12 protein-coding genes and 1 tRNA gene are annotated in these 11876 nt (G+C 66.9%); 8 read left to right on the plus strand and 5 right to left on the minus strand.

What is annotated here, in order from left to right; translation table 11 throughout:
* Positions 1–2 precede the first annotated feature (2 nt).
* Together WKC72_RS00225 and WKC72_RS00230 are read left to right on the plus strand one after the other, a co-directional pair.
* A complete protein-coding gene (locus WKC72_RS00225) occupies positions 3–1019 on the plus strand; it encodes an ArsA-related P-loop ATPase (RefSeq protein WP_037228947.1) in 1017 nt (338 codons plus the stop codon).
* Entirely contained in the window at positions 1016–2155 is a 1140-nt protein-coding gene (locus WKC72_RS00230; protein WP_037228950.1) for an ArsA family ATPase, read from the plus strand. Before WKC72_RS00225 ends, WKC72_RS00230 begins: the two co-directional genes overlap by 4 nt.
* A gap of 63 nt (positions 2156–2218) precedes the next feature.
* Here WKC72_RS00230 and WKC72_RS00235 read toward each other — a convergent pair whose 3' ends face one another.
* Positions 2219–2542 carry a WhiB family transcriptional regulator gene (locus WKC72_RS00235; protein ID WP_005248496.1) on the minus strand — a complete coding sequence of 108 codons (324 nt, stop codon included), beginning with the start codon at positions 2540–2542 and terminating at the stop codon, positions 2219–2221.
* 258 nt (positions 2543–2800) lie between these two features.
* Between WKC72_RS00235 and WKC72_RS00240 the strand changes: the two genes are divergently transcribed.
* Entirely contained in the window at positions 2801–5146 is a 2346-nt protein-coding gene (locus WKC72_RS00240) for a transglycosylase domain-containing protein (protein WP_037228954.1), read from the plus strand.
* A gap of 53 nt (positions 5147–5199) precedes the next feature.
* Here WKC72_RS00240 and WKC72_RS00245 read toward each other — a convergent pair whose 3' ends face one another.
* Positions 5200–5667: a GatB/YqeY domain-containing protein gene (locus WKC72_RS00245; protein WP_005248498.1), complete on the minus strand. Its 468-nt coding sequence runs from the start codon at positions 5665–5667 to the stop codon at positions 5200–5202.
* A 67-nt stretch (positions 5668–5734) separates the two neighbouring features.
* On the opposite strand from WKC72_RS00245, the gene WKC72_RS00250 reads away from it, so the two are divergent.
* The 3 genes from WKC72_RS00250 to WKC72_RS00260 all read left to right on the plus strand — a co-directional run bounded on the left by WKC72_RS00250 (position 5735) and on the right by WKC72_RS00260 (position 7970).
* Positions 5735–6706 carry a metallophosphoesterase gene (locus WKC72_RS00250; RefSeq protein WP_037228956.1) on the plus strand — a complete coding sequence of 324 codons (972 nt, stop codon included), beginning with the start codon at positions 5735–5737 and terminating at the stop codon, positions 6704–6706.
* Positions 6707–6760: 54 nt separating this feature from the next.
* Positions 6761–6834 (plus strand) — tRNA-Pro (locus tag WKC72_RS00255).
* Between the two features lie 128 nt (positions 6835–6962).
* A complete protein-coding gene (locus WKC72_RS00260; protein WP_037228958.1) occupies positions 6963–7970 on the plus strand; it encodes an ABC transporter substrate-binding protein in 1008 nt (335 codons plus the stop codon).
* A gap of 1 nt (position 7971) precedes the next feature.
* Here WKC72_RS00260 and WKC72_RS00265 read toward each other — a convergent pair whose 3' ends face one another.
* The 3 genes from WKC72_RS00265 to WKC72_RS00275 form a co-directional block, all read right to left on the minus strand.
* Entirely contained in the window at positions 7972–8775 is an 804-nt protein-coding gene (locus WKC72_RS00265; protein WP_037228961.1) for a metal-dependent hydrolase, read from the minus strand.
* A gap of 307 nt (positions 8776–9082) precedes the next feature.
* The gene (locus WKC72_RS00270; RefSeq protein ID WP_112302077.1) at positions 9083–10552 is read right to left on the minus strand and encodes a catalase; all 1470 of its coding nucleotides are present in this window, start codon (positions 10550–10552) and stop codon (positions 9083–9085) included.
* Positions 10553–10605: 53 nt separating this feature from the next.
* Positions 10606–11064 carry a Fur family transcriptional regulator gene (locus WKC72_RS00275; RefSeq protein ID WP_005248503.1) on the minus strand — a complete coding sequence of 153 codons (459 nt, stop codon included), beginning with the start codon at positions 11062–11064 and terminating at the stop codon, positions 10606–10608.
* 93 nt (positions 11065–11157) lie between these two features.
* Between WKC72_RS00275 and WKC72_RS00280 the strand changes: the two genes are divergently transcribed.
* Both WKC72_RS00280 and WKC72_RS00285 read left to right on the plus strand, forming a co-directional pair.
* On the plus strand, positions 11158–11469 hold the full coding sequence (locus tag WKC72_RS00280) for a helix-turn-helix transcriptional regulator (protein ID WP_005248504.1): 312 nt from the start codon (positions 11158–11160) through the stop codon (positions 11467–11469).
* Positions 11466–11876 (plus strand): SRPBCC domain-containing protein, encoded by a 411-nt coding sequence (locus WKC72_RS00285; RefSeq protein ID WP_370181433.1) that lies wholly within the window; start codon positions 11466–11468, stop codon positions 11874–11876. The genes WKC72_RS00280 and WKC72_RS00285 overlap by 4 nt, the downstream gene beginning before the upstream one ends.

Consider the following 11876-nt stretch of genomic DNA (forward strand, 5'->3'; position numbering starts at 1 on the left):
CCGTGGTTGCATCCCCAGACCAGCTCACCCCGACGTGGCCCGAGAAGGCTGCGCGGGCCCGGCTGCACTTCGTCTCCGGAAAGGGCGGCACCGGAAAGTCCACGGTGGCCGCCGCGTTGGCTCTCGCGCTGGCCGAGGGCGGGCGTCGCGTGCTGCTCGTGGAAGTCGAGGGCCGGCAGGGGATCGCCCAGCTCTTCGACGTGCCCCCGCTGCCGCCGCAGGAGACGAAAGTCGCGGCCGCCGAGGGTGGCGGGGAGGTCATGGCGCTGGCCATCGACATCGAGACCGCGTTCCTCGAATACCTCGAGATGTTCTACAACCTCGGCTTCGCCGGCCGCGCGATGCGCAAGTTCGGCGCCATCGAGTTCGCCACCACCATCGCACCGGGGCTTCGGGACGTGCTGCTGACCGGCAAGATCAAGGAATGCGTGGTGCGCACCGACAAGTCCGGGAAGCGGGCGTACGACGCCGTCGTCGTGGATGCCCCGCCGACCGGGCGGATCGGCAACTTCCTCGACGTGACGAAGGCGATGGCGGACCTCGCGAAGGGCGGGCCGGTGCGCTCGCAGAGTGAGGGCGTCGTGCGCCTGCTGCATTCCGACGAGACCGTCGTCCACCTCGTGACGCTGCTCGAGGCGCTTCCGGTGCAGGAGACCACCGACGCCGCAGAGGAACTGGCCCGCGCCGATCTGCGGCTGGGCACCATCGTCGTCAACCGCACCAGCCCGCAGTTCCTGCCCGCCGAGACGCTGGCCGACGCCGCGAAGGGCCGCATCGACGCCGAGGCCATCCGCGCCGGGCTGCAGAAGAGCGGGATCACCCTCGACGACGAGGATTTCGCCGGGTTGCTCACCGAGACGATCGAACACGCATCCGTGCTCGAGGCGCAGGAGGAGAGCGCCGGAGCCCTCAGCGAAGTGGACGGGGCGCGACTGCATCTGCCGTCCCTCGCCGACGGTGTCGACCTGGGCGGGCTGTACGAACTCGCCGAATATCTGACGGAACAGGGTGTCCGATGACCCAGACAACTGAACACGAGCGTCGCCGCACCGCCTCCGCTCTCGATGTCGCGGGGATTCTGCAGAACAAGGCCACGCGGATCGTGGTGTGCTGTGGCGCCGGTGGCGTCGGCAAGACCACCACGGCGGCATCGCTGGCACTGCGTGCGGCGGAGCAGGGGCGGAAGGTGGTCGTGCTGACCATCGACCCCGCACGCCGGCTCGCGCAGGCGCTCGGCGTCGCGGAACTCGACAACTCGCCGCAACCCGTGCAGCTCGGACCGGACGCGACGGGCGAACTGCACGCCATGATGCTCAACATGCGTCGCACGTTCGACGAGATGGTCATCGAGCACTCCACGCCCGAGAAGGCGGAGCAGATTCTCGCGAACCCCTTCTATCAGACCGTCGCCACCTCGTTTTCGGGAACGCAGGAGTACATGGCGATGGAGAAGCTGGGGCAGCTCGCCTCCAGCGACAAATGGGACCTGGTGATCGTCGACACCCCGCCGTCCCGCAACGCCCTGGACTTCCTCGACGCGCCCCAGCGTCTGGGCGCTTTCCTCGACGGTCGCATGATCCGGTTGCTCACCGCGCCGGGTCGCGGCCTCACCCGGCTCGTCACCGGCGCGATGGGCCTGGCGCTGCGCGGCGTCTCCACCATCGTGGGTAGTCAGATGCTGTCGGACGCCTCGAGTTTCGTGCAGTCCCTGGACTCGATGTTCGGCGGATTCCGGGAAAGAGCCACGCGTACTTACGAATTGCTCCGGCAGCCGGGCACGAAGTTTCTGGTGATCGCGGCAGCGGAGCCGGATGCACTGCGGGAGGCGGCGTTCTTCGTCGACCGGCTCGCAGGCGACGAGATGCCGCTCGCGGGCCTCGTCCTGAATCGGACGCACCCCACTCTCAGTTCCCTGTCGGCCGATCACGCGGTCACTGCCGCCGACCAACTCGGGGACCAAGACCCCCTCACCGCCGCTGTGCTGCGGATCCACGCCCATCGGGCGGTGATCGCCAAGCGTGAGGTCCAACTACTGAGCCGGTTCACGGCCGCCCACCCTCGGGTGCCGATCGTCGGCGTGCCCTCGCTGCCGTTCGAGGTGTCGGACCTCGAGGCCTTGAGAGCGGTAGGTGACCAGCTCACCCGCACGAGCTGATCAGCTCGCTGCCGGAGAACCGGTCACCCGCCTGTGGCCTGTCTGCGAATCAGATACCGAACGTCAGACAGCGGACTGGTGCTGCCGCTGAGCTTCGAAGAAATCGGACCATGATTCCACCTCGGGGTGCTGCTTGAGCAACGCCCGGCGCTGACGTTCCGTCATGCCACCCCACACGCCGAACTCGACACGATTGTCGAGAGCATCGGCTCCGCACTGCATCAATACCGGGCAATGCCGGCAAATGGTTGCGGCCTTGCGCTGTGCTGCGCCGCGTACAAAGAGTTGATCGGGATCGACTTCCCGGCAACGAGCCTGGGTGACCCAGGCGATTCGCGCTTCTGCTTGCTCGACGTCCAGACGGCTGGTTGGGGTGGTCATGTGCATTCGTTTCCCCTCTTCGAGTCTGCACACCCCAGCACCTAGCACGCCGAGGCTGCACCACATAAGCGATGGGGTGTTATCTCCATCACACTGTTCCAACAATTTAGGTAAAGAAACCGCAACGCGCAAGACGAAGAACACGCTTTTTTGGTACGCCCGTCCATACCCCGTGCTCAGGGCTTTTTCCGGGCCGAATTCTGCGCCCAACCAGCGCACCCACAGACCCCACGTACTCTGTAGATCGTGTCGATTGCAAAAACAGTGGGGAAGCTCGCAGGATCCTCCGCCTTGGCAGGAGTGCTCCTCGCCGGCGTGATGTTTCCGCTCGCCGGAGGGTTCGGTTACGCCTCCAACAGGGCGGCTGACACCGTCGACAACGTCTCGGCCGAACTGGTCGAAGGAACGGTTCCCGCGGTCTCGACGATGGTCGACTCGGCGGGCAATCCCATCGCGTGGCTGTACGACCAGCGCCGCTTCGAAGTGCCCAGCGACAAGATCTCGAACGAGATGAAGCTCGCCATCGTCTCCGTCGAGGACCGCCGCTTCCCGGAGCACAAGGGCGTCGACTGGCAGGGCACGATGCGCGCCTTCCTGACCAACACCACGAGCGGTGAGGTGCAGCAGGGCGCGTCCACTCTCGACCAGCAGTATGTGAAGAACTACCAGCTGCTCGTCGTGGCCAAGACCGACGCCGAACGCCGGGCCGCGATCGAGACGACGCCCGCCCGCAAGATCCGCGAGATCCGGATGGCGCTGACACTCGACAAGGAACTCACCAAGGACGAGATTCTCACCCGCTATCTCAACCTGGTTCCGTTCGGCAACGCCTCGTTCGGCATCCAGGACGCCGCACAGACCTACTTCGGCATCGACGCGTCCGAACTGAACACGCAGCAGTCCGCGATGCTCGCGGGCATGGTGCAGTCGAGTTCGGCGCTGAACCCGTACACGAACCCCGAGGGCGTCCTCGAACGACGCAACGTGGTTCTCGACACGATGATCTCGAACATTCCCGAGCGCGCCGCCGAACTCCGGCAGCTCAAGGAGACGCCCCTCGGTGTGCTCCCCGAGCCCAACCGGCTGCCCCGCGGGTGCATCGCCGCCGGTGACCGCGGCTTCTTCTGCGACTACGCCCTGCAGTATCTGGCCAACGCCGGCATCAGCCGCGAGCAGATCGACAAGGGCGGCTACCTGATCAAGACGACGCTCGACCCCGCGGTCCAGGCGTCGACCAAGGCGGCGCTCAGCTCGAACGCCAGCCCGGAACTCGACGGCATCGCGAACGTCATGAACGTGGTCCAGCCCGGCCAGGATTCGCACCGGATCCTCGCGATGGGCAGCAGCCGCACCTACGGCCTCGACGCGAACGCCAACGAAACCGTGCAGGCCCAGCCGTACTCACTGGCCGGTCACGGCGCCGGGTCGATCTTCAAGATCTTCACGACGGCCGCCGCCATGGAGAAGGGCCTCGGCACGAACGCCATCCTGGACGTGCCCGGGCGGTTCGAGGCCCGGGGCATGGGTAGTGGTGGTGCGCGCGGTTGCCCCGCGGCCACGTACTGCGTCGAGAACGCAGGCAAATACCCGGCGGCACTGTCGGTGACGGACGCGCTGGCGCAGTCGCCCAACACCGCGTTCGTCAAGCTGATCCAGGCGACCGGCGTCGCCCCCACCGTCGACATGGCGGTGCGGCTGGGTCTGCGCTCGTACGCCCAGCCCGGCACGTCGGGATTCGACGACCGCAGCATGGCGGACTTCCAGAAGGATCAGAACCTGGGTTCGTTCACTCTCGGCCCCACGTGGATCAATCCGCTGGAACTGTCGAATGTCGCGGCGACACTCGCCTCGCACGGCAAGTGGTGCCCGCCCACCCCGATCGATTCGGTCTTCGACCGTGAGGGCAAGCCCGTCTCGGTCACCCAGCAGGCCTGCGAGCAGGTGGTCGAACCCGGTCTCGCCGACACCCTCACCAACGCCATGAGCAAGGACGACAAGCCCGGCGGCACGTCCGCCGGAGCGGCGGGCAGCGTCGGCTGGACACTCCCGATGGCGGGCAAGACGGGTACCACGGAGTCCCACATGTCCTCGGGCTTCCTCGGGTTCACCAACAACTTCGCCGCCGCCGTCTATGTGTTCGGTGACTCGCCGACGCCGGGTGAAATCTGCTCGGCCCCGCTGCGGCCGTGTGGCGACGGAAACCTGTTCGGCGGAAACGAACCGGCGCGCACCTGGTATGCGGCGATGAATCCGATCGCGAACAACTTCGGGCCGACGACGCTGCCGCCGGTCGACCAGAAGTACGCGCGGGGTTCACAGAACGGTCAGGTTCCGGACGTGACCGGACTGAGCCAGTCGGCCGCGACGTCCCGTCTGCAGGGCGCGGGGTTCACCGTGAACGCGGTCACCACCGAGTCGCAGGCGGCCAAGGGGACGGTCACGAGCGCATCGCCGTCCGGTTCGGCCATTCCGGGGTCGACCATCACGATCTACGTCAGCGACGGATCGGTGAAGGCTGCTCCCCCGCAGGCGCCGGCTCAGGGGATCCCGGTTCCGCCCATCCAGCTGCCCGGCCTGCCGCCGATCCAGCTGCCGCCCATACCCCGGTAACCCCAGGTGAGTGGGAAAGTGTGTCGACGCACGCTTTCCCACTCACGTCGGGGTCAGAGGCGGGACTTCACCGCGTGCGAGAGCCGCGAACCGTCGGCCTTGCCGCCCGCGAGTGCACCGGCGGCCTTCATGACCTGACCCATCTGGCGCATGCCGGGACGCTCACCGATTTCCTCGGCCACCTGAGCGATCGCGGTGTCCACGACGTCGACCAGTTCCGCGTCGGTCAGCGGCGTCGGGAGGTACTCGTCGATGATCTGCGCCTCGGCCCGCTCCTGCGCTGCCAGCTCACCTCGACCGTTCTCGGTGTAGATCTCGGCGGACTCGCCGCGCTTCTTCGACTCCTTCGCGAGGACCTTCAGCACCTCGTCGTCGGTGAGTTCGCGGGCTTCCTTGCCGGAGACCTCCTCGGTCTGCACGGCGGCCATCAGCATGCGGATGGTGGCGGTGCGCAGCGAATCCTTGGCCTTCATGGCGGCCGTCATGTCGGAGCGCAGTCTTGCTTTCAGTGAATCTGGCATGGGCGAAACGCTACGCGCCCCGATTCGTCCACTGCATCTCGATTGCGCTCATCAGTATCCTGGAAGAGTGTCTGACGAGTTCCGTGCCAACCTGACCCGCGCCGCCCTGGGTACGGCGGGTGCCGCCGCCCTCGGCATCGGCTACGCCTCGCTCATCGAGCGCAATGCATTCGCGCTGCGTGAGGTCACGATGCCGGTACTCGAACCCGGGTCGTCGACGCTCCGTGTGCTGCACATCAGCGACCTGCACATGATGCCCGGACAGCGGCTGAAACAGAACTGGCTGCGGGAACTGGACAACCTCGACCCCGACCTCGTCGTGAACACCGGCGACAACCTGTCGCATCAGCGGGCGGTGCCCGCAGTGGTCCAGGCGCTGGGGAATCTGCTCGCCCGCCCCGGACTGTTCGTCTTCGGCAGCAACGACTACTTCGCGCCCAAGCCGAAGAACCCGCTCAAGTACTTCCGCAAGGAACACAAGCGCGTCCTCGGCGAGCCGCTGCCGTGGGGCGACCTCCGGGCCGCGTTCACCGAGCGCGGCTGGTTCGACGTCACGCACGTCCGCCGCGACCTCGAGGTGTCGGGTGTCCGGATCGCGTCGGCGGGTGTCGACGATCCGCACCTCAAGCGCGACCGGTACGACACCATCGCCGGTCCGCCCAATCCGCTGGCCGATCTCCGGCTGGGCATCACCCACTCGCCCGAGCCGCGGGTGCTCGACCGGTTCGCGGACGACGGTTACGACCTCGTGCTGGCGGGCCACACGCACGGCGGTCAGCTGTGCCTGCCGTTCTACGGCGCGCTGGTCACCAATTGCGACATCGACCGTTCGCGGGTGAAGGGTCCGTCCAAGTGGGGCGCGCACACCCAGCTGCACGTGTCCGCGGGAATCGGGACGTCGCCGTGGGCGCCCGCCCGCTTCTGCTGCCGCCCCGAGGCGACGCTCCTCACGTTGGTTCCGGCTCAGCGCGGCGGCTCGGACGCCGACGCCGACCGGGGTCGCACCGAGTCGTCGGAGAGCACCGTTATACGGAACTGACCAGGGGATTTAATGGTGACTGGTTGCGTAATGTAAGCTAGCCGAGGTTCAACACGGGGTGTGGCGCAGCTTGGTAGCGCGCTTCGTTCGGGACGAAGAGGTCGTGGGTTCAAATCCCGCCACCCCGACAGTGTGAGACACCGAGAAGAGGCCTTGACCGGTTCGCCGGCCAGGGCCTCTTCTGCATGGTGGAGGCGTTGTCGGGGTTCACAGACCCCGCGAGCGCCCGGCCGAAACCTCAGGCTAGCCTCACCTCATGTCTTCGAGGCTCTACGTACGCGCCGGGCTGGTCGCCCTGGCCACCGTCTTTCTCGCCGCCTGCGGCACCACCGACACCGGATCGTCCGCCGGCAACGCCGACGTCGCCACCGGCGGCAGGCAGTTCGCCACGGCGGACGCCGAGACCGCCAAGCTCGGCACCGACGCCGAACCAGGCGTCTTCCCCCGGACCATCACCCACGCCCTCGGCGAGACCGTCATCGAGAAGAAGCCCGAACGGGTGATCGTCCTCGACGGCGGTGAGCTGGACGACGTGCTCTCCCTGGGAATCACGCCCGTCGGACTGGCCAGCCCCGAGAGCGCCGCCGGTCAGCCGTCCTACCTCGCCGACAAGCTGGCCGGGGTGCCGGACGTCGGGACCACCAACAATCTGAATCTCGAGGCGATCTCCGCGCTGCAGCCCGATCTGATCCTGGGCAGCAAGCTGCGCGCCGACAAGCTGTACCCGCAGCTGTCGTCCATTGCTCCGACCGTGTTCGGCATCCGCCCCGGTTTCCCGTGGAAGGAGAACTTCCTGCTGGTCGCGGACGCGCTCGGTGAGGAGACCAAGGCGGAGGACGTCCTCAACGCCTACCAGACCCGCGCCGACGAGGTCCGCGAGTCCATCACGGGCGAGCCGACGATCTCGCTGGTTCGGTTCATGTCCGGCAAGATCCGCCTGTACGGCAACCTGTCGTTCATCGGCGTCATCCTGAAGGACGTCGGCCTTCCGCGTCCGACGGTGCAGAACGTCGACGAACTGGCCGTCGAGGTGAGCCAGGAAACGATCGGGGAGGCGAATGCCGACCGGATCTTCTACTCCAGCTACGGCGCGCCCGAGACCACCGACGAGTCGACTGTGGTCGGCGGCCCGCTGTGGAATCAGATGCAGGCGGTGAAGGACGGCAAGGCCGTGCACGTCAGCGACGAGACCTGGTTCCTCGCGCTGGGACCCACCGGGGCGATGATCGTCCTCGACGAACTCGAGAACATGCTCGCGGCCTGAGTCACTGCGGGGCAGGCATGAACGCGTCGTAGATTGCCTGCGGCGCACCGTCGATGGCCCAGATGACCATGAGTCCGACGGCCACCGTGAGGGCGGGCCCGAGCACGACCTTCTCGAAGGGCCCGCCCGCCCGGATGGACAGGAACGACGGGAGCCGGAACTCCCACCACCGTTCCTTGCCGAGTGTGAGGAACGGAGCCAGGAAGGGGACGCCTTCCTTGGTGATGGCGTCCCCGAGGCAGTGGGTGGCGCAGCCCAGCGCCACCGCCACTCCGAGTCCGGTGGAACCGGCCTCCGTGGGATACGACTGCCAGGTGAGCGCGGACAGCACCGCGGCGACCGCCGAAACCGCCAGCCAGCCTTTTTCTTTGGCCAGCTCCCCGGCCAGCCCGCGGAGCGCGAGCCCGAGGCAGACGAACAGTGTCGCGATGATGGCCGGCTTGCCGAACTGGACGACCAGCGCGGACACCCCGGCCCCGATACCGGCGGCGAACAGGGCCGTGTGGGTGAGCGTCCGGTGCCCGCCGCGCCGCTTGCCGTCGCGTTTGCCCTTTGTGACGGTGTAGAAACCCAGCGACACCGCATCGACGCCCTTCGCGACGACGCTGCTGACCGGCCCGAACGAGCGTGAGACCGTGGACTGGCTCGTGTCCAGGTCCGGGAGAAGCGCCGCTCCGGCGCACACCGCCGCGAACGTGAAGGTCTCGGCGGTCGAGGTGGGCCCACCCCAGTCGAGGGGCAGCAGATCTGCCACCGCCAGACCTACAGCCGCACCGGACATTGCATGGGTGGGACCCATCACCATGGAAGACAGCACCTTTCGACCCCGACTCGGGACACGGTCATCCGAGCCGGTGTCCTGACACCGCCCAACCTAGCAACAACATCCGACACACCCGTCACACACCTGTGAGTACTTGTTAACCGCGGGCGGTTAACAAGTACTCACGGGCGCGAAGCGCAGTGGCGTCCGTCCCCGCTGAAGGTGGATGATGGAAGTGCGCTGCGTGCAGTCGGGCGGAGGAGGGTCGTCGTGGAAACTGTGATCGTGTTCGTTCTCGCCGTGCTGCTCTATTGGTGGGGCCTGCTCTGAGCCTGCCCCACCAACGACATCAGTTCCGGCTCTGCCCTTCCCGGACACCGATTTCCACTCGCTTGCCCAGGTCGGGGTCGACGCTCTTCCAGTAGTCGAAGACCCGCAGCAGAACCGGTTCGCTGACGCCGCCGAGTGCGTGGCCGACGATGTTGTTCACCAGGCGGTCGCGTTCGTCGTCGCTCAGGACCTCTCGGACGAGCGTGCCCGCCTGCGTGAAATCGCCGTCCTCGGCGTGCTCGATGTAGCCGGCTCGCACCGACTCGCCGTCGAACGCCCACAGACCTTCGTCACCCGCGAGCGACGCGTCGGCGTGGGGGCCGCCGTAGGAGTTCGGCGCGTACACCGGGGTCTCGGGCGAATTGGTGGCGTACCGCATCGCACCGTCCTGCGAGTACGAGTTCACCTGATTCTTCGGCGCGTTGACCGGCAGCTGCGCGTAGTTGGCGCCGATGCGGTACCGGTGCGCGTCCGCGTACGAGAAGACCCGTCCCAGCAGCATCTTGTCGGGCGAGAAGCCGATTCCCGGAACGACATTCGACGGCTCGAACGAGGCCTGCTCGATCTGCGCGAAGAAGTTGTCGGGGTTCCGGTTGAGGGTCCACTTGCCGACCTCGATAAGCGGATAGTCCTTCTGCGACCACACCTTGGTGAGGTCGAACGGGTTGAATCGGTAGCCCTCAGCCTCGTCGACGGGCATGACCTGGACCTTCAGCGTCCAGCTGGGGAACTCGCCGCGGGCGATCGTGTCGTACAGGTCGGCGCGGTGATGATCGGGGTCGTTGCCGGCGAGGGTGTCGGCCTCGTCCTGAGTGAGGAACTCGATGCCCTGATCGGTCTTGAAGTGGTACTTGACCCAGAACCGTTCGCCGTCGGCGTTGACCCACTGGTACGTGTGCGAGCCGAAACCGTCCATGTGACGCCAGGTCTTCGGGATTCCGCGGTCACCCATCAGCCAGGTCACCTGGTGGGCGGACTCGGGCCGCAGCGTCCAGAAGTCCCACTGCATGTTGTGGTCGCGCAGACCGGACCCCGGCAGCCGCTTCTGCGAGTGGATGAAGTCGGGGAACTTGATCGGGTCCTTGATGAAGAAGACGGGTGTGTTGTTGCCGACGAGGTCGTAGTTGCCGTCCTCGGTGTAGAACTTCACGGCGAATCCGCGCGGGTCGCGCCAGGTGTCGGGGCTGCCCTGCTCGCCCGCGACGGTGGAGAAGCGCACCAGCGACTCGGTCTTCGCGCCGGGCTGGAACAGTGTGGCCTTCGTGTAGCGGCTCACGTCGTGGGTGACGACCAGTTCGCCGAACGCACCGCCGCCCTTGGCGTGGACGACACGCTCCGGAACGCGCTCGCGGTTGAAGTGGGCGAGCTTCTCGATCAGGTAGTGGTCGTGGAGCAGGATGGGGCCCTGCGTGCCCGCGGTGAGGGATTCGTTGTCGCTGACGACGGGAATTCCGAAGTTGTTGGTGGTGGCGCGCTGTGTTTCAGGCATGGCAAAGCCTCCAGGTTGCATCGGGTGAGGGTGTAGCGGTGGGGACGGACGGGTCAGGACAGGGCTGCTGCCGACCCGGTTCCGCTCTGCGCGCCGGTCTGGCACTGCGAGCAGAGCCCCCAGAAGACGACCTCCGCCTCGTCGATCTCGAAACCGTGGGCCTGCGAAGGGTCGAGGCACGGAGCCTCACCGACGGCGCAGTCCACGTCCACGACGGTCCCGCAGCTGCGGCACACGAGGTGGTGGTGGTTGTCTCCGGTACGGGTTTCGAACCGTGCGGGCGATCCCGCGGGCTCGATACGTCTGAGCAGGCCGGCGGCGGTGCACGCCTTGAGGACGTCGTATACCGCCTGGGTGGAGACCGATCCCAGCTCTTCACGAACTACGGCCGCAATGTCGTCGACGTCGGAATGCGGCCGCACGGCAACCGCATTCAACACTGCAACGCGTGGTGCAGTGACACGCAGGCCCACCCCGCGCAGCTGCGCTTTGGGATCCGTGTCGTGTCGCATGTGTTCCAGTATCGCGCCTTTTTGGAATTAGTCAAGAAAAGGACGTGTCGGAAATTCTTGACATGTCGGAAATCTCCGACATAAAGTCGCGGCGTGCCCGACGACGACGTCTTCATCGCCCTCTCGAACCCCGTGCGACGGCGCCTGCTGGAAATCCTGGTGGACGGACCCCTCACCGCCGGCGACCTCGCCGGCCGGTTCGACCTCAGCCGACCCGCGGTGGCGGAGCACCTGCAGGTGCTGCGCCGGGCCGGTCTCGTCCGCGACGAACCGTCCGGACGGCAACGGCACTACCACCTGACCGCCGAGCCGCTCGCCGACGTCGGCGACTGGCTGCACCCGTTCGAGCGGTTCTGGCGTGGCCGCTTGCGCACACTCGCCGACTTCCTCGAGGAGGACTCGTGACCGACCGCACCACCACCAAGATCTCCGTCGACCAGTTCATCGCCGCGCCGCCCGCCAAGGTGTGGCGCGCCCTCACCGAGCCGGAACTGCTCGCCCGCTGGTGGGCCGCGGGTGACATCGCCGCCACGGTCGGGCATCGGTTCCACCTCGACATGCCCGGCTGGGGCGCCGTTCCCTGCGAAGTGGTCGAGGTCCAGCCCGAACGGCGCTTCGTCTACACGTTCACCGAGAGCTGGACGCTGGTCTGGCGCCTGGTTCCCGAGGGTGAGGGCACCCGCCTGTTCCTCGAGCATTCGGGCTTCGACCTCGACGACAAGCGCAGCCGCGACGCGTTCGAGCGGATGGGTCCGGGCTGGCGCGACACCGTGCTGCCACGTCTCGCCGGCGCGGTCGCGGAAATCGGATAG

The sequence above is a fragment of the Rhodococcus wratislaviensis genome (genome assembly GCF_041228765.1).
Classification (GTDB): Bacteria; Actinomycetota; Actinomycetes; order Mycobacteriales; family Mycobacteriaceae; genus Rhodococcus_F; species Rhodococcus_F wratislaviensis.